The organism is Variovorax paradoxus EPS (assembly GCF_000184745.1).
GTDB lineage: Bacteria > Pseudomonadota > Gammaproteobacteria > Burkholderiales > Burkholderiaceae_C > Variovorax > Variovorax paradoxus_C.
In genome coordinates this window covers 2,407,727-2,424,634 of record NC_014931.1, presented here as the reverse complement: position 1 = coordinate 2,424,634, position 16,908 = coordinate 2,407,727, and the positions used below count along the sequence as shown (strand labels likewise).

The following is a 16,908-nucleotide window of genomic DNA, read 5'->3' as shown; positions in this document are numbered from 1 at the left end:
GATCCCACGACCGGGGCGCGGCCCGTGTTATTCCCCATAGTCCCAATAGCAAAAAAGGGGCCGCACCCTTCGGCGCGGCCCCTTTCACTGATGGATCAGGCTGTTCGGGCAGGCGCGCGCTCAGCGCACCTTGCCTTCCTTCCAGGCGCCCAGCAGCTTGTTGTAGTCGATGGTCTCGCCCTTCGGCTTTTCGTTGGCCAGCTTCTTCCACGGTGCGTGCTGGTCGCTCAGCCACTTGTTCGGGTCGCCCTTGGCATTGAGCTTGGGCGCGCAATGGGCCATGCCAGCGCGTTCCAGGCGTGCCATCACGGCGTCCATCTCGTCGGCCAGGTTGTCCATTGCCTTCTGCGGGGTCTTCTCGCCGGTCACGGCCTCGGCCACGTTCTTCCACCAGAGCTGCGCGAGCTTCGGATAGTCGGGGACGTTGGTGCCGGTGGGCGTCCATGCCACGCGCGCCGGGCTGCGGTAGAACTCGACGAGGCCGCCCAGCTTGGGCGCCATGTCGGTCATGGCCTTGCTCTGGATGTCCGATTCGCGGATCGGGGTCAGGCCCACGATGGTCTTCTTGAGCGAGACGCTCTTGGAGGTCACGAACTGGGCGTAGAGCCAGGCGGCTGCCGTCTTGTTGGCGTCATGGCCATTGAAGAACGACCACGAACCCACGTCCTGGTAGCCGTTCTGCATGCCCTGCTTCCAATACGGGCCGTTCGGGCCGGGCGCCATGCGCCACTTGGGCGTGCCGTCCTCGTTCACCACCGGCAGGCCCTTCTTGGTCATGTCGGCGGTGAAGGCCGTGTACCAGAAGATCTGCTGGGCGATCTGGCCCTGCGCCGGCACCGGACCCGATTCGCCGAAGGTCATGCCCATGGCTTCCTTGGGCGCGTACTTCTTCATCCAGTCGATGTACTTGGTGAGCGCGTACACGGCGGCCGGCGAATTGGTCGCACCGCCACGCGAGACGGCGGCGCCCACGGGCGTGCACTTGTCGTCGGCCACGCGGATGCCCCACTCGTCGATCGGCATGCCGTTCGGGTTGCCGATGTCGGCGGTGCCGGCCATCGAGAGCCACGCATCGGTGAAGCGCCAGCCGAGCGACGGGTCCTTCTTGCCGTAGTCCATGTGGCCGTAGATGGGCTTGCCGTCGATGGTCTTCACATCGACGCTGAAGAACTCGGCGATGTCTTCATACGCGCTCCAGTTGAGCGGCACGCCCAGCTCGTAGCCGTACTTGGCCTTGAACTTGTCCTTCAGGTCCTTGCGCGCGAACAGGTCGGCGCGGAACCAGTAGAGGTTGGCGAACTGCTGGTCGGGCAGTTGGTAGAGCTTGCCGTCGGGCGCGGTGGTGAACTTGGTGCCGATGAAGTCCTTCAGGTCGAGGCCCGGGTTGGTCCACTCCTTGCCCGCGCCGGCCATGTAGTCGGTCAGGTTCATCATCTTGCCGTAGCGGTAGTGCGTACCGATCAGGTCGGAGTCGGAGATCCAGCCGTCGTAGATCGACTTGCCCGACTGCATCGAGGTCTGCAGCTTCTCGACCACGTCGCCTTCCTGGATCAGGTCGTGCTTGACCTTGATGCCGGTGATTTCCTCGAAGGCCTTGGCCAGCGTCTTCGATTCGTACTCGTGCGTGGTGATGGTCTCCGACACGACCGAGATTTCCTTGACGCCCTTCGCCTGCAGCTTCTTGGCCGCATCGATGAACCATTTCATCTCGGCCGCCTGCTGGTCCTTGCTCAGGGTCGACGGCTGGAACTCGCTGTCGATCCATTTCTTGGCTTCGGGCTCTGCGGCCCAAGCACCGTGCGCGGCGAACATCGCCGCTGCCATTGCCAATGCCGTGTAGCGCATCTTCATGAATGTGTCTCCTCGGTTGTGCTTCCCCGGTTTTTTCATCGCGGCTCCGGGGAGGCGGAGAGCCGGACGCGTTTGCGAAATTGGTAGGGCTAACCTTTGCGCATCACCAGCGCGAGCACGAACATCGACAGCACGAAGCTGATCCAGATCGAGGGCTCGGCTTCCAGGCTCATCCATTCCTGGAACTTGCCGGCCAGGCCGATGAAGATCAGGTTCACGTAGGCCGCAGAGAGCAGCCCGATGAAGAGCCGGTCGCCGCGCGTGGTGGCAATCGGCAGCCAGCCGCGCCGCATCGTGGTGGGCGACTTGAATTCCCACACCGTCATGCCGACCAGCATGAGCGCGATGCAGATGAAGAACACGGCCACCGGGGTGGTCCAGACCATCCAGTCGAACATCTTTCGACCTCCTTAAACGCGCCCCATCGCGAAACCCTTCGCGATGTAGTGACGCACGAACCAGATCACGATCGCGCCCGGCACGATGGTGAGCACGCCGGCTGCCGCGAGCGTCGCCCAGTCCATGCCCGAGGCGCTCACCGTGCGCGTCATCGTCGCGACGATGGGCTTGGCATTCACGCTCGTGAGCGTGCGCGCCAAGAGCAGTTCGACCCAGCTGAACATGAAGCAGAAGAACGCCGCCACGCCCACGCCCGCCTTGATGAGCGGCAGGAAGATCGTTGCGAAGAAGCGCGGGAACGAATAGCCGTCGATGTACGCCGTCTCGTCGATCTCGCGCGGAATGCCGCTCATGAAGCCTTCGAGAATCCACACCGCCAGCGGCACGTTGAAGAGCAGGTGCGCGAGCGCCACGCCCAGGTGCGTGTCCATCAGGCCGACCGTGCTGTAGAGCTGGAAGAACGGCAGCAGGAACACCGCGGGCGGCGTCATGCGGTTCGTCAGCAGCCAGAAGAACACGTGCTTGTCGCCGAGGAACGAATAGCGCGAGAACGCATAGGCCGCCGGCAGCGCCACGGCGAGCGAGATCACCGTGTTGATCGCCACGTAGATCAGGCTGTTGATGTAGCCCGAGTACCACGACTCGTCGGTGAAGATGCGCGCGTAGTTCGCCCAGGTCAGGTGCTGCGGGAAGAACGAGAAGCTCGAGAGAATCTCCTCGTTCGTCTTGAAGCTCATGTTGATCATCCAGTAGATGGGCAACAGCGCGAACAGGATGTACAGCACCAGGAAGATGCTGCGCTTGTGGAAGCGTTTTTCGTTCATTGTTCTTTCTCCACTTCTTGCGTACCGACCCGCTGCATCCAGTTGTAGAGCACGAAGCAGAACAACAGGATGATCAGGAAATAAATCAGCGAGAACGCCGCCGCCGGCCCGAGGTCGAACTGCCCCACGGCCTTCTGCGTGAGGTACTGGCTCAGGAAGGTCGTCGCATTGCCTGGCCCGCCGCCCGTCAGCACGAAGGGCTCGGTGTAGATCATGAAGCTGTCCATGAAGCGCAGCAGCACCGCGATCATCAGCACGCCGCGCATCTTGGGCAGCTGGATGTAGCGGAACACCGCGAACTTGCTGGCGCCGTCGATGCGCGCGGCCTGGTAGTAGGCGTCGGGAATCGAGCGCAGGCCGGCATAGCAGAGCAGTGCCACCAGCGGCGTCCAGTGCCACACGTCCATCACCAGCACGGTGAGCCAGGCATCGGTCGCATTGCCGGTGTAGTTGTAGTCGATGCCCAGGGTCTGCAGCGCATGGCCCAGGAGGCCGATGTCGGCACGGCCGTAGATCTGCCAGATGGTGCCGACCACGTTCCATGGAATCAGCAGCGACAACGCCACCACCACCAGCACCGCCGACGACTTCCATCCCTTGGCCGGCATCGAGAGCGCGAGGCCGATGCCCAGCGGAATCTCCACCAGCAGCACCGACAGCGAGAAGCCCAGCTGGCGCCACAGCGCCTGGTGCAGCTCGTCGTCGCGCATCACCGAAGCGAACCATTCGGTGCCCACGAACACGCGGCGCTCGGGCGAGATGATGTCCTGCACCGAGTAGTTGACCACCGTCATCAGCGGCACGATGGCCGAGAAGGCCACGCAGATCAGCACCGGCAGCACGAGCCACCAGGCCTTTTGATTGATGGGTTTGTTGGTGGCGTTCATGCGACCAGTTCCTCGTCCTTGTAATAGCAGGTGTGCGTGTCCAGAACGCGCAGCCACACCGTGTCTCCAACTGCAGGCGGCTCGTCGTCGGAGTGCAGCCGCACCTTGACGACGATGCCGTCGACTTCGGCGCTCAGCATCGCGTGCGTGCCGACGTCCTGCACCTGCTTGACCACCGCCGGCACGGCACCCGCGGCACCGGCGTTCGACAGCCGCAGGTATTCAGGGCGAATGCCGATCTTGAGCGCGCCCTGCGGCAGCTCGCGCGTCGGCACCAGCGGCGTACCCGCCACTTCGAGCGCGCCGTTCGCGCTGGTGGCCGAGAGGAAGTTCATGCCCGGCGAGCCGATGAAGTGACCGACGAAGGTGTGGGCCGGCCGCTCGAACAGCGCCTCGGCGCTGCCCACCTGCACGGCCTTGCCGCGCGTCATGACCACCACCTCTTCGGCGAAGGTGAGCGCCTCGACCTGGTCGTGCGTCACGTAGATCAGCGTGAGCTTCAACTCGCGATGGATCTGCTTCAACTTGCGGCGAAGCTGCCACTTCAGGTGCGGATCGATCACGGTGAGCGGCTCGTCGAAGAGCACCGCCGACACGTCGCTGCGCACGAGGCCGCGGCCCAGCGAGATCTTCTGCTTGGCGTCGGCCGCAAGACCCGCCGCGCGCTGGTTGAGCTGGCCGCTCATGTCGAGCATTTCGGCGATCTCGCCGACGCGCTTCTTGATCTGGTCTTCGGGCACCTTGCGGTTGCGCAGCGGAAACGCGAGGTTCTCGGCCACGGTCATGGTGTCGTAGATCACCGGGAACTGGAACACCTGCGCGATGTTGCGCTCCTGCGGCGTGGCGCGCGTCATGTCGCGGCCATCGAAGGTCACCGTGCCATGCGAGGGCACGAGCAGGCCCGAGATGATGTTGAGCATGGTCGTCTTGCCGCAGCCCGAAGGGCCGAGCAAGGCGTAGGCGCCGCCGTCGCGAAAGCTCATCTTCAACGGCAGCAGCGCGTAATCGCTGTCCTGCGTGGGGTTGGGGCGGTAGGCGTGGGCCAGGTCGAGATCGATGCGTGCCATCTCAGTTTCCCTTGCGCCATGCAGGCGCGAGCGCCAGCTTTTCGCCGGCATCGAACACATAGGCTTGCGACGCGCTGAAGTACAGCGTGATCGAAGCGCCCAGCTCGAAGCGATGCACGCCGGTGAGCTGCGCCACCAGTTCGCCCACCGCGGTGTGCACGTGCACGAAGGTGTCGGAGCCGGAGATTTCGGCCAGCTCGACCTTGCCGGGCAAGGCGATGTCGCCCTCGCCCGCATTCACGTTCAGCGCGCTCGCGCGGAGGCCGACCGTGACCGCGCCCGACACGCTTTCGGGCAAGGCCATCGCCAGCGCCGGGCCGCCTGCGAGCTGCACCTGGCCGGCGGTTGCGGTGGCGGCCAACAGGTTCATCGGCGGATCGCTGAAGGCACGCGCCACGCGCAGCGATTGCGGCGCATGGAACACCTCAGCGGTCGGGCCGTACTGCAGCAGTTCGCCCGCATCCATCACCGCGGTGTAGCCGCCGAGCAGCAACGCCTCGCCAGGTTCGGTCGTCGCGTAGATCACGGTCGAGTCGCCGGTGGCGAAAAGCTGGGTGAGCTCTTCGCGCAGGCCCTCGCGCAGCTTGTAGTCGAGGTTCACCAGCGGCTCGTCGAGCAGCATCAGCGGTGCGTTCTTGGCGAGCGCGCGCGCCAGCGCCACGCGCTGCTGCTGGCCACCCGAAAGCTCGGCCGGCAGGCGATCGAGGAACATGCCGATGTGCAGCTTGTCGGCCAGCGCCTTCACGCGTGCATCGATGTTCTTCTCGCCGCGCAGCTTGAGCGGCGAGGCGATGTTGTCGCGCACCTTGAGCGACGGGTAATTGATGAACTGCTGGTAGACCATCGCGACGTTGCGCTCGCGCACCGGCATGCCGGTCACGTCCTTGCCATCGACCAGCACCTTGCCCGTGGTGGGCGTGTCCAGCCCCGCCATCAGGCGCATCAGGCTGGTCTTGCCGGCCTGCGTGGCGCCCAGCAGCACCGTCACCGCTCCGCTCTTGGGGGCGATGCCCTGTTCATAGAGCCATGTCTGCGCGCCGACCTTCTTGGTGACGCGCTCCAGAGTCAGCTGCATCAGCTCACCTCCACTTCCACTTTGTCGTTGTTCTTCGCGTTGGCTTCGAGCCAGGCCGCAACCTGTTCGCGCTCGGCCGGCGTGTAGTGCAGGCCGAGCTTGGAGCGGCGCCAGAGCACGTCATCCGAGCTCACGGCCCACTCATGGGTTTGCAAGAAGCGCAGTTCGCGTTCGTGCAGGTCGGGCGCCACCGCGGGGCCCAGGTCGGCGAGCGACTTCGCATCGCCGAGCAGTTCGGACACCCGGGCGCCGTAGGCGCGCGCGAGGCGGCGCGTGAGCTTGCCGTAGAGCCACGGGTATTTCGCCTGCACGGCCGACACGAAGCGCTCGAAGTCGTCGTCGGGGCGCTTGGGAGCACCGATCCATGCCGAGAGGTCGCCGCCGGCGAGGAACGCGCCGTCGGTCCACGCGGGACGCTGCGCGTTCGACTGGCCCAGCATCTTGCCGACCTCGTCGGCCGCGTCTTCCGCGAGCTTGCGGAAGGTGGTGATCTTGCCGCCCCACACCGACAGCAGCGGCGCGGCGGTGGTGTTCGACTCCAGCATGTAGTCGCGCGTGACGGCCGACGGGTCGCCCGAGGCATCGTCCAGCAGCGGGCGCACGCCCGAGTAGGTCCACACCACGTCGGCCGGCACGATGGGCTTCTCGAAATAGCGGCTGGCCTGGGTGCAGAGGTAGTCGATTTCTTCCTGCGCGATGCGCGCGGCGCCGGGGTCGTCGCCGTTCAGTTCGATGTCGGTGGTGCCGATCAGCGTGAACTCGTCCTGGTAGGGAATGGCGAAGATGATTCGCTTGTCGGGGTTCTGGAAGATGTACGCGTGGTCGTGCTCGAACAGGCGCGGCACGATGATGTGGCTGCCCTTCACGAGGCGCAGGCTCTTGGTGGCCAGCGATTCGCCCTTGGCCGATTGCGCGACGCCGCGCAAGAACGATTCGGCCCACGGCCCGGCGGCATTCACCACGGCGCGGGCGCGAACGGTGCGTGTGCCCTGCGGGCTTTCGAGCGTGGCGGTCCAGCCGTCGGCATCGCGCCGTGCATGGGTGCAGCGGGTGCGGGTGAGCACCTCGGCGCCGCGCGCCTTCGCATCGAGCGCATTCAGCAGCACGAGGCGCGCGTCGTCGACCCAGCCGTCGGAATAGATGAAGCCGCGCTTGTACTGGTTCTTCAGCGGCTTGCCGGCCGCATGCTTGTGCAAATCGACACTGCGCGAGCCCGGCAGCACTTCGCGCTTGGCGAGGTGGTCGTACATGAAGAGGCCGATGCGGATCATCCAGGCCGGCCGCATCGACGGGTCGTGCGGCATCACGAAGCGCAGCGGCCACATGATGTGCGGTGCGCTCTTGAGCAGCACCTCGCGCTCCTGCAGCGCCTTGCGCACGAGCGAGAACTCGTAGTACTCGAGGTAGCGCAGGCCGCCGTGGATCAGCTTGGTGGAAGAGGACGACGTGTGCGAAGCGAGGTCGTCCTTCTCGCACAGCACAACGCGCCAGCCGCGGCCGGCGAGGTCGCGTGCGATGCCGCAGCCGTTGATGCCACCGCCAACGATCAGCACGTCGCAATCGGTGGTGGGCAGCGGCGGATGGGAGGAGGAATCGCTCACAGGCAATGGGTCCGTAGAAGCGTGACTTTGGTCACTGAAGGGCGCCATTGTATTTTCGTGTTTTTTCATTTGGATTCCTTTTGGCGCGATTTTCCTCCGAGTTTTCCCTTAGTCGCGTTCGTTTTGGTTCGCTTTAAAGTGACGCGCCCTGTACCCTCCCCTGCACTACCCCGCAGTCTTCACGCACTCCACGACGCTTTTGTGAATTCCAACCCGCGCCAGATCAACCTCCTGGACACCGTGCGCACGCGCGGCTCCGTCACCGTCGAGCAACTCGCCGACATGCTGGGCGTGACCCTGCAGACCGTGCGGCGCGACGTGCAGCGGCTGGCCGACGAGGGGCTGCTCACGCGCTTTCACGGCGGCGTGCGCATGCCGAGTTCGACCACCGAGAACATCGGCTACCAGCAGCGCGAAACCCTGAATGCCGAAGGCAAGGCGCGCATCGCCCAGCGCGTGGCCGAGCTGGTGCCCAACGACTGCTCGCTGATCCTGAACATCGGCACCACCACCGAGGCCATCGCCAAGGCGCTGATGCGCCACACGGGCCTGCGCGTGATCACCAACAACCTGAACGTCGCGACCATCCTGAGCGGCAACAGCTCGTGCGAAGTGATCGTGGCCGGCGGCTCGGTGCGTGCGCGCGACCGCGCCATCGTGGGCGAGGCCACCATCGATTTCATCCGCCAGTTCAAGGTGGACATCGCGCTCATCGGCGTTTCGAGCATCGAGGCCGACGGGTCGCTGCGCGACTTCGACCTGCGCGAGGTGAAGGTCGCGCAGACCATCATTGCGCAGGCGCGCGAGGTGTGGCTCGCGGCCGATGCGAGCAAGTTCAACCGGCCGGCGATGATCCAACTGGGCACGCTCTCGCAGATCGATCGGCTCTTCACCGACGCCGCACCGCCCGCGCCCTTCGCCGACCTGCTGCATGCGGCGCAGGTGCGCCTCGAAATCGCGCGCGGCCACTAGCAGACAAGCAACGAGATTCGAAGAATGACGACTACCTACCTCCTCGCCCTGGACCAGGGCACCTCCAGCTCCCGCAGCATCGTCTTCGACCGCGAAGGCCACATCGTCGCCATCGCGCAGAAGGAGCTCACCCAGATCTACCCGCAGCCCGGCTGGGTCGAGCACGACCCGATGGAAATCTGGCGCAGCCAGCTCGCCACCGCGCGCGAAGTGCTCGTGAAGGCGAAGCTCAAGCCCACCGACATCCACGCCATCGGCATCACCAACCAGCGCGAGACCACCGTGCTGTGGAACCGAAAGACCGGCCAGCCGGTGCACCACGCCATCGTCTGGCAGGACCGCCGCGCCGAGCCCCTGTGCGCGCAGTTGCGCGACGAAGGCATGACGGACACGATCCGCGAGAAGACCGGCCTCGTGATCGACGCGTACTTCTCCGGCACCAAGCTGCGCTGGCTGCTCGACAACGTGCCCGGCGCCCGCGCCGAGGCCGAGCGCGGCGAGCTGGCCTTCGGCACCGTCGACAGCTGGCTCATGTGGCAGCTCACCGGCGGCAAGGTGCATGTGACCGACGTGAGCAACGCCTCGCGCACCATGCTCTTCAACGTGCACACGAACGAGTGGGACGCCGACCTGCTCGCCGCGCTGAAGATTCCCGCCGCGCTGTTGCCCAAGGTGCAGCCTTCGAGCTCGCACTTCGTCGACACCGATGCCGCGCTCCTCGGCCACAGCCTGCCCGTGGGCGGCGTGGCGGGCGACCAGCAGAGTGCCCTCTTCGGCCAGGCCTGCTTCGAGGCCGGCATGGCCAAGAACACCTATGGCACCGGCTGCTTTTTGCTGATGCACACGGGCGCCGCATTCCAGCCCTCGCACAACGGCCTGCTCGTGACGAGCGCCGCGCAGGTCGATGCGACGCCGCAGTACGCGATGGAAGGCAGCGTGTTCGTCGGCGGCGCCGTCGTGCAGTGGCTGCGCGACGGGCTCAAGGCGATCAAGGGCAGCGCGGAAGTGCAGTCATTGGCCGAGAGCGTGCCCGATGCGGGCGGCGTGATGATGGTGCCGGCCTTCACCGGCCTCGGCGCGCCCTACTGGGATGCCGATGCGCGCGGCACGATCACCGGCCTTACGCGCGGCACGACCGTCGCGCACATCGCGCGTGCCGCGCTCGAAAGCATCGCGTACCAGAGCGCCGCGCTGCTGCAGGCGATGAGCCGCGATGCGGTGGCCGCGGGCGGCAAGCCGGTCGCCGAGCTGCGCGTGGACGGGGGCGCGAGCGTCAACGACCTGCTGATGCAGTTTCAGGCCGACCTGCTGGGCATTCCGGTGGTGCGGCCCGAAGTCATCGAGACCACCGCGCTCGGCGCTGCGTACCTCGCGGGGTTGTCGACCGGCGTCTACACCGATGCGCGCCAACTCTCGAAGCTCTGGAAGGTGGAGCGCCGCTTCCTGCCGACGATGGGCCGCGCGCAGGCCGAGGAATCGATGGCGCGCTGGGAGCGCGCCGTGCGTCAGGCCACGGCGACCTGAGGCGCCTTGCCGGCTACCAGCCCCAGACGAGGCGCCGCGCCACCCATCCGGTGCCGCCGCCTTCGTGTGTGACCTTGACCCAGTCGCCGCGGCGTTGCAGGGTTCGCAGCACATCGCCGTAGGCTGCGCGGCGCACGACCGGGCTGCGCGCATTCGGCGACCTGCGCAGCACGACCGCCTTCGCCTTCACCACGTGATGCGGCGTCTTATTCGTCATCGGCCGGTAGATCCAGGCCTTGTCGTTCTCGAAGTCGCTGACATGCAGCCAGCTGCCTTTGCGGCCGATGACGCGGAACGGATAGCCCTTGCTCACGGTCCAGTGGGATTCGTAGCGCTGACCCGGGCCGGTGCGCATGTTCAGTGTGCCGACCGCGGCGCTGACCATCTGTCTTTGGGGTGCGGCCGACGCGGAAGGCAAGGCCATCCAGGCGAGGGCGAAGGCAAGCAGGAGCGCGGGCAGGCGGCTGAATCTGGACATGGAGAGAGGGTTCCTTTCTAGGAGGATCGGGAGTTTCCGGCGAGGTCGAGCCTTGCCGGGCGAGCCCGTCTGGGACCATCGAGCGCGATAAGTTCCGTGAGGGATATCCCCGACTCATCCCCGACTCGCGGCTGCCATGGCCCCCTCGGGCATCGGGACACTGGGCCTTGCAGCGCATGCGCGGACGCAGAATCCGCACGCCTTCGACTGTTGCGCCGTCTCGTTTGACTTCTTCCTCCTCTGACACAACCGCCCCGCGGCGCACCTCCCGCCACAACGCCCTGCTCGCCTGCGGCGTGGTCGGCGCCACCTTGCTTGCACTGATCGCGCTCGGCCACGACGGCCGCCGCATAGCCCAGCTCGCGGTGCTCGCCTCGCCGATGGTGCTGTGGCTTGCATGGCCATTGCGCAGTGCGCGGATGCGAAATGTGCGCACAGTGCTCGTGTGGCTCTGGGCCATGGGCTTTGCGCTCGACGCCGCGGTGCGCGCCTACCTGCTCGACACCTACCAGGCTGCGCCCGATGGCGCGATGGTGCTCGGCGCCGCGGCCAACACCAATGCGCGCGAGAGCACGGAATACCTGTGGATGCATTGGCGCTCCGCGGTCATCTGGTCGGGCGCGCTCGCGGTGGCCGGCGTGCTCGTGGGCATGTTCGCGCGGCGCGGTGCGGTCGTCGATGCGGGTGCGTCTTCGGTGCGCGCGCCGCGGTCGCCCTTCTGGGTCCGATCGCTGGTGCTCGTTCTCTTGCTGGTCGCCTGCGTGGCCTATGCGAGCAAGCCGTGGCGCCGGCTGCATCCTGCGATCTTCTGGGCCGGCTGGTCGCAGTCGGTGCACGCGCAGCGCGCCGCATGGGCCGGTCAGGAGAAGGTGCGCGACCGCTTGATGGCGCAGGCGAAGGCCATCGCCCCCGTCGCCTTGCAGGCCGGCCCGTCGACGGTGGTGCTGGTCATTACCGACAGCATCAACCGCGACAACATGGCGCTCTACGGCTACGGCCGCCCGACCACGCCGCGCCTCCTGACGCACAAGGCGCAGGCCGGCGAGCAGATGGCGGTGCTGAAGAACGCGTGGTCGGTGGATGCGAGCACCCTGCCCGCATTGCGCAACATGTTTCACTTCGGCCTGCCCGAAAGCGAAAACCCGCCGCATCTCCTGGCGCTGGCGCGCGCCGCCGGCTACAAGGTCTGGTGGATCAGCAACCACGACGACCTCGCCATCGAGCAGCAGCATGCGCGCCTGGCCGATGTGGTGGACATGGTCAACCGCACGCCGGGCCGCGCCAGCGCGTCGCTGGACGGCGAGATCCTCGACTGCGTGCAGGAAGCCTTTGCGGACACGAGCACCGACCGCAAGCTCATCGTGGTCCACCTGATGGGCGCGCACCCGCACTACAGCCTGCGCTTTCCCGAGAACGCCAACCCGTTCGACGACGACGTCGATGCGGTCGAGAACGGCCTCGTGAAAGACGGCCGCTCGGCCTGGGTGCGCCGCTTTCGCCAGGAGTACGACGCGGCGCTGCTGTATCACGACTTCGTGGTGTCCGAGCTTTTGCAACAGACGCGCAGCGCCGGCAAGCCGGCCGAGGACCGCGCCTGGATGTATCTGTCGGACCACGGCCAGGAGGTCGGCCACGGCAGCGACCGCGCGGGCCACAGCCCATCGACCGCTTCGGGCTACCGCATTCCGACGATCATCTGGCGCAACCGGGAGCCGCTGCCGAACGCCGCCGCGCAGCAGCAGCCCTTTCGCGCGGACTGGACCGGGTGGGCACTGATGGACCTGCTCAAGATCCAGTGGAGCGGGCAGGTGCCGGAGCGCAATGTGCTGGGCGATGCCTACCGTTGGCTGGCGCCGGCGATTCCGGTGGCCGTCGAGTCGTTTTCACGCTAGCGACGCCGCAGATTTGCCATCTGTCCGCGCTTGCCTGCCTGCGGCTTCTACTTCCTGTTGACGATTTCCTCTGGCCCGGAATAGGTGTACGACTCGACCTTCTGTCCCTTGCACAGTGACTGCAGGTCGCGCGCAACGGCTGGCAGAAGGTTGTTCAAGCCGTAGTTAAGCGTGGTCACGTATTCCGAGTCCGCGCCCCACATGTTCGATTTGTCCCCGTGGGCGCGGTAGTACTTCTCTTGAAGCACGCCGTTGCGGTCGATGAACTGGGCCTTGAGTGCGACCATGCTGAAAATCTTGACGCTCAGGTGCCATGTGTAGGCACGGGTCAGGCTGGTCTTGACCGTAATGCCCGTAGCCGGTGGCTCCAGGCTTTTGGTTTCATCGACCACGTAACCGTAGTCCTTGAGCGCGCCAAGGCCATCGGCCACCCAGCGGCTGACGCCACCGGCCAGGAGTGCGCCGCTTCCCGACTGCCCGATGGTTTCCTTGTTCTGCCGAGCGTCTTCCGTGAGCACGATGTGGACCGGGCAAGTGCTCCTGTAGGGTTCGAGTGCGAAGGTTTCGCGCGCGCCCCGGTCGTACTTCATGTCGATCTTCGCACCGTAGTCGGTGGTCGTTGCCGAGGCAGAAGACGTGACAACGAAGAACAGTGCAGCGGCAATGCGCAGGCCAGCGGAGGCATTCTTTTTCATGTTTTCACCTGCAGTCATTTAGCGGCAGCCGTGCTCGTGCTTGCGGCTGCACTCGCGGAAGTGCTTGTCCTCGGCAGCGAGTAGAGCTTCTGGTCGCTTGCAAGCAGGATCGCGCGGGTGTCGCCGTTCTTCACGACCTGACCCTTCAGCTTCGTAGTGATCACGCCATTGTTGAAGGAGAACTCTTCGAGATTTCCTCCCTTGGCCGCAGGCTCCGCCGCCACGTCGAGATCGATCATGGCCATGCGCAAGGTCTCTGTGATCGACTCGCGCATGGCGCTGCGAAACAGCTCCGCGTTCTGCGCTCCCCAGAGGTCCAGCGATTTCCTGCCGCCCGTGCCGACGGATTGCGATTGAAAGTACAGCACGCTGCGCTGAATCGGGGTGTTCGTCCCGCCTGCCGCACTGGGGCTGTCCGAGCGGGCCCACATCGACACCTGCGACTCCGAATCGAAGTTCCGGAAATCCGCCGTCAATGAATAGCGCGGATAGATCAGCAACAAGGCCTGGCCCGGCGGAAGCTGGTTGCGCAGCTTGGCAAGGATGTCCATGTTCAGGGCGCGTGGTGTGGTCGTGACCGTCGCCACCTTGATCTGATAGTTGGCCAGTTCGCTGCGGATCGCTTCGTTGAACTCCTTGCGGTAGTCGACGTCCTCGATCACGGTATAGAAGGAACCAAGCGCCTGCTGGGACTCCTTGACGCGGCTGTTGGCGATCGATGCATCGATCATGGCGCCGATCAACCCTCCACCTGAAGCTGCGCCGGCATTGGGCGCGTGGACCGCGGCGATCACCTCGTCCTGCACCACGACAACATGGGCCGCAAGCGCCGTGATCTTGCTTCTGTCCTCGGGCTTCAGTCCAATTCGCATGGGCATCGCACAGGCGCCCAGCATCGTCGTCACGCAAAACAACATGAAAACGCGCAGCAGGCGCGTCGATGGCAATCGCATTGAATCCTCCCTTTTGTTCACCCAAATGTAATAAGAATGATACGGAGGCACTTCAAATTTCCAACACTGGTGAAACTACCTGTGCCGCGGCGTTCCGCCGTCGGCACAGGAAACCTCCACGCCGGACGGATTGGCTCTGCTCAATGCGCCGGGACGAGGAAGTCCTGGCTGATGCGCCCACCCAGCTCATTCACCCGATCGAGGAACTGCGTGAGGTAGGCATGCAGCCCCGTCGCCAGGATCTCGTCGACCCGTGCGTACTGCAGGTCGGCCAGCAGCTTGCCGGCGCGGCGCTGCGTCTCGGCGCTCTGCTCGTTCTGCACCTTGGCGAGGTTGCTCACGACCTCGGCCAGGCTGGCATGCAGCGAGCGCGGCATGTCGGCGCGAAGAATCAGGAGCTCGGCCACACGCTCGGGCTTGATCACGTCGCGGTAGACCTTGCGGTAGACCTCGAAGGCCGAGACGCTGCGCAGGATCGCGCTCCAGTGATAGAAGTCGTACTCTTGGTCTTCCTCGGTGGCAGCGCCGAAGAACTCGCTGTTCAGCGCATGGAACTTCACGTCCACCAGCCGCGCGGTGTTGTCGGCGCGTTCGAGGAACGTGCCCAGGCGCGAGAAGTAGAAGGCCTCGTCCTGCAGCATGGTGCCCAGCGTCACGCCGCGCGAGAGGTGCGAGCGGAACTTGACCCATTCGAAGAACTGGCCGGGGTCGCGCTCGAAGTCGCCCTGGCGCAGCATGCGGTTCACTTCGAGCCAGGTCGTGTTCTGCGTTTCCCAGGCTTCGGTGGTGAGCGCGCCGCGCACGGCACGCGCGTTCTCGCGCGCGGCCTTGAGGCAGGAGACGATCGATGAGGCATTGCTCTCGTCCTTGACCATGAACTCCATCACCTCGTTGGGCGTGATCTGCTCGTACTTCTTGTTGTAGAGCGGCAGCAGTTCGCTGATCGACAGCACGCCCTGCCAGCCGTACTTGGCCACTTCGGCCGACTGCGGCAGGAGCGAGGTCTGGTAGTTGACGTCGAGCATGCGCGCGGTGTTCTCGGCGCGCTCGGTGTAGCGGGACATCCAGTAGAGATGATCGGCGGTGCGCGAAAGCATCGTTTGTTCTCCTAAATTCTTGCTTGCACTCAGGCCGATGCCGATGGGCTCTGCGACTGGGATTGGGATTGGGACTGTGATTGCGCCTTGGGCGCACGCTCGGCTTCGAGGATCCAGGTGTCCTTGGTGCCGCCGCCCTGCGACGAATTGACCACCAGCGAACCTTCCTTCAGCGCCACGCGCGTGAGGCCGCCAGGCACCATCTGCACCTCCTTGCCCGAGAGCACGAAGGGGCGCAGGTCGATGTGGCGCGGCGCGATGCCGGCATCCACGAAGGTCGGCGAGGTCGACAGGCTCAGCGTGGGCTGGGCAATGTAGCCGTCGGGCTTGGCGATCACGGCCTTCTTGAAGTCCTCGATCTCGGCCTGCGTGGCGGCCGGGCCGATCAGCATGCCGTAGCCGCCGGCGCCGTGCACTTCCTTCACGACCAGGTCCTTCATGTTGTCGAGCGTGTACTGCAGCTCGTCCTTGTTGCGGCACATGTAGGTGGGCACGTTCTTCAGGATCGGCTTTTCGCCGAGGTAGAACTCGATCATCTTGGGCACGTAGGGGTAGATCGACTTGTCGTCGGCCACGCCGGTGCCCACTGCATTGCAGATCACGACGTTGCCCGCGCTGTAGGCACGCATGAGGCCGGCCGTGCCGAGCGTGGAGGTGGAGCGGAACACGTCGGGGTCGAGGAAGTCGTCGTCGACGCGGCGGTAGATGACGTCGACGCGCTTCGGGCCGCGCGTGGTGCGCATGTAGACGAAGTCGTCCTTGACGAACAGGTCCTGCCCCTCGACCAGCTCGATGCCCATCTGCTGCGCGAGGAACGCGTGCTCGAAGTAGGCGCTGTTGTACATGCCGGGCGTGAGCACCACCACCGTGGGCTCGGCCGTGGCGGGCGGCGCGCTGGCACGCAGGGTTTCGAGCAGCAGGTCGGGGTAGTGGGCGACCGGCGCGATGCGGTTCTGGTTGAAGAGCTCGGGGAAGAGCCGCATCATCATCTTGCGGTTCTCCAGCATGTAGCTCACGCCGCTGGGCACCCGCAGGTTGTCTTCGAGCACGTAGTACTCGCCGTTGCCCTGTGCGTCGGGCGCTCGCACGATGTCGATGCCGGCGATGTTCGAGTAGACGTTGTGCGGCACGTTGACGCCCATCATCTCGGGGCGGAATTGCGCGTTGTTCAGGATCTGCTCGGCCGGAATGATGCCGGCCTTGATGATTTCCTGGTCGTGGTAGACGTCGTGCAGGAAGCGGTTGAGCGCGGTGACCCGCTGCACCAGCCCTTTTTCCATGCTGTCCCACTCGTGGGCGGGAATGATGCGGGGCAGCAGGTCGAATGGAATGAGCCGCTCGGTGCCCGAGCCGTCCTCATCCTTGGCGCCATACACCGCGAAGGTGATGCCGACCCGGCGGAATATCAGTTCCGCCTCTTCGCGCCGCGATCGCATCACCTCGCCGGGTTGCTTCGCAAGCCATTGGTCGTAGCGCTTGTAGTGCTGTCGGATTGCAGCCCCCGTATAGGGCAACTGCTCATACATCTCATCGAATTTGTGCATGGAACGACCAATCTCCTTGTTCCATAGCTTAGCAAGTTCAAGGCCAGTA

At 65.2% G+C, this 16,908-nt stretch carries 15 protein-coding genes; 3 read left to right on the top strand and 12 right to left on the bottom strand.

Annotated features, from left to right (window positions below; translation table 11 throughout):
* Positions 1–120 precede the first annotated feature (120 nt).
* The 7 genes from VARPA_RS11185 to glpD form a co-directional block, all read right to left on the bottom strand.
* On the bottom strand, positions 121–1,851 hold the full coding sequence (locus tag VARPA_RS11185) for an ABC transporter substrate-binding protein (RefSeq protein ID WP_013540670.1): 1,731 nt from the start codon (positions 1,849–1,851) through the stop codon (positions 121–123).
* 89 nt (positions 1,852–1,940) lie between these two features.
* Entirely contained in the window at positions 1,941–2,249 is a 309-nt protein-coding gene (locus tag VARPA_RS11180; RefSeq protein WP_013540669.1) for a DUF2160 domain-containing protein, read from the bottom strand.
* A 12-nt stretch (positions 2,250–2,261) separates the two neighbouring features.
* On the bottom strand, positions 2,262–3,074 hold the full coding sequence (locus tag VARPA_RS11175) for a carbohydrate ABC transporter permease (protein ID WP_013540668.1): 813 nt from the start codon (positions 3,072–3,074) through the stop codon (positions 2,262–2,264).
* Positions 3,071–3,961 (bottom strand): carbohydrate ABC transporter permease, encoded by an 891-nt coding sequence (locus VARPA_RS11170; RefSeq protein ID WP_013540667.1) that lies wholly within the window; start codon positions 3,959–3,961, stop codon positions 3,071–3,073. Before VARPA_RS11170 ends, VARPA_RS11175 begins: the two co-directional genes overlap by 4 nt.
* Positions 3,958–5,028 carry an ABC transporter ATP-binding protein gene (locus tag VARPA_RS11165; RefSeq protein WP_013540666.1) on the bottom strand — a complete coding sequence of 357 codons (1,071 nt, stop codon included), beginning with the start codon at positions 5,026–5,028 and terminating at the stop codon, positions 3,958–3,960. Before VARPA_RS11165 ends, VARPA_RS11170 begins: the two co-directional genes overlap by 4 nt.
* A 1-nt stretch (position 5,029) precedes the next feature.
* A complete protein-coding gene (locus VARPA_RS11160) occupies positions 5,030–6,103 on the bottom strand; it encodes an ABC transporter ATP-binding protein (protein ID WP_013540665.1) in 1,074 nt (357 codons plus the stop codon).
* Positions 6,103–7,773 (bottom strand): glycerol-3-phosphate dehydrogenase, encoded by a 1,671-nt coding sequence (gene glpD / locus VARPA_RS11155; protein ID WP_013540664.1) that lies wholly within the window; start codon positions 7,771–7,773, stop codon positions 6,103–6,105. The genes VARPA_RS11160 and glpD overlap by 1 nt, the downstream gene beginning before the upstream one ends.
* Before the next feature lie 132 nt (positions 7,774–7,905).
* Here glpD and VARPA_RS11150 point away from each other — a divergent pair, with 132 nt between their 5' ends.
* Together VARPA_RS11150 and glpK are read left to right on the top strand one after the other, a co-directional pair.
* Positions 7,906–8,676, top strand: a complete 771-nt coding sequence (locus tag VARPA_RS11150) for a DeoR/GlpR family DNA-binding transcription regulator (RefSeq protein WP_013540663.1) — start codon at positions 7,906–7,908, stop codon at positions 8,674–8,676.
* Between the two features lie 24 nt (positions 8,677–8,700).
* Positions 8,701–10,200 (top strand): glycerol kinase GlpK, encoded by a 1,500-nt coding sequence (gene glpK, locus VARPA_RS11145; protein WP_013540662.1) that lies wholly within the window; start codon positions 8,701–8,703, stop codon positions 10,198–10,200.
* A gap of 13 nt (positions 10,201–10,213) precedes the next feature.
* Here glpK and VARPA_RS11140 read toward each other — a convergent pair whose 3' ends face one another.
* A complete protein-coding gene (locus VARPA_RS11140; protein ID WP_013540661.1) occupies positions 10,214–10,678 on the bottom strand; it encodes an SH3 domain-containing protein in 465 nt (154 codons plus the stop codon).
* 176 nt (positions 10,679–10,854) lie between these two features.
* On the opposite strand from VARPA_RS11140, the gene VARPA_RS11135 reads away from it, so the two are divergent.
* Positions 10,855–12,570 (top strand): phosphoethanolamine transferase, encoded by a 1,716-nt coding sequence (locus VARPA_RS11135; RefSeq protein ID WP_013540660.1) that lies wholly within the window; start codon positions 10,855–10,857, stop codon positions 12,568–12,570.
* 47 nt (positions 12,571–12,617) lie between these two features.
* Here VARPA_RS11135 and VARPA_RS11130 read toward each other — a convergent pair whose 3' ends face one another.
* The 4 genes from VARPA_RS11130 to VARPA_RS11115 all read right to left on the bottom strand — a co-directional run bounded on the left by VARPA_RS11130 (position 12,618) and on the right by VARPA_RS11115 (position 16,859).
* Complete coding sequence (locus VARPA_RS11130; RefSeq protein WP_013540659.1) at positions 12,618–13,265, bottom strand: hypothetical protein; 648 nt, start codon at positions 13,263–13,265, stop codon at positions 12,618–12,620.
* A 14-nt stretch (positions 13,266–13,279) separates the two neighbouring features.
* On the bottom strand, positions 13,280–14,218 hold the full coding sequence (locus VARPA_RS11125; protein WP_013540658.1) for a hypothetical protein: 939 nt from the start codon (positions 14,216–14,218) through the stop codon (positions 13,280–13,282).
* Positions 14,219–14,358: 140 nt separating this feature from the next.
* Positions 14,359–15,315, bottom strand: coding sequence for an alpha-E domain-containing protein (locus VARPA_RS11120; RefSeq protein ID WP_013540657.1), 957 nt, complete (start codon positions 15,313–15,315; stop codon positions 14,359–14,361).
* Positions 15,316–15,344: 29 nt separating this feature from the next.
* A complete protein-coding gene (locus tag VARPA_RS11115; RefSeq protein ID WP_013540656.1) occupies positions 15,345–16,859 on the bottom strand; it encodes a circularly permuted type 2 ATP-grasp protein in 1,515 nt (504 codons plus the stop codon).
* Positions 16,860–16,908: the final 49 nt, after the last annotated feature.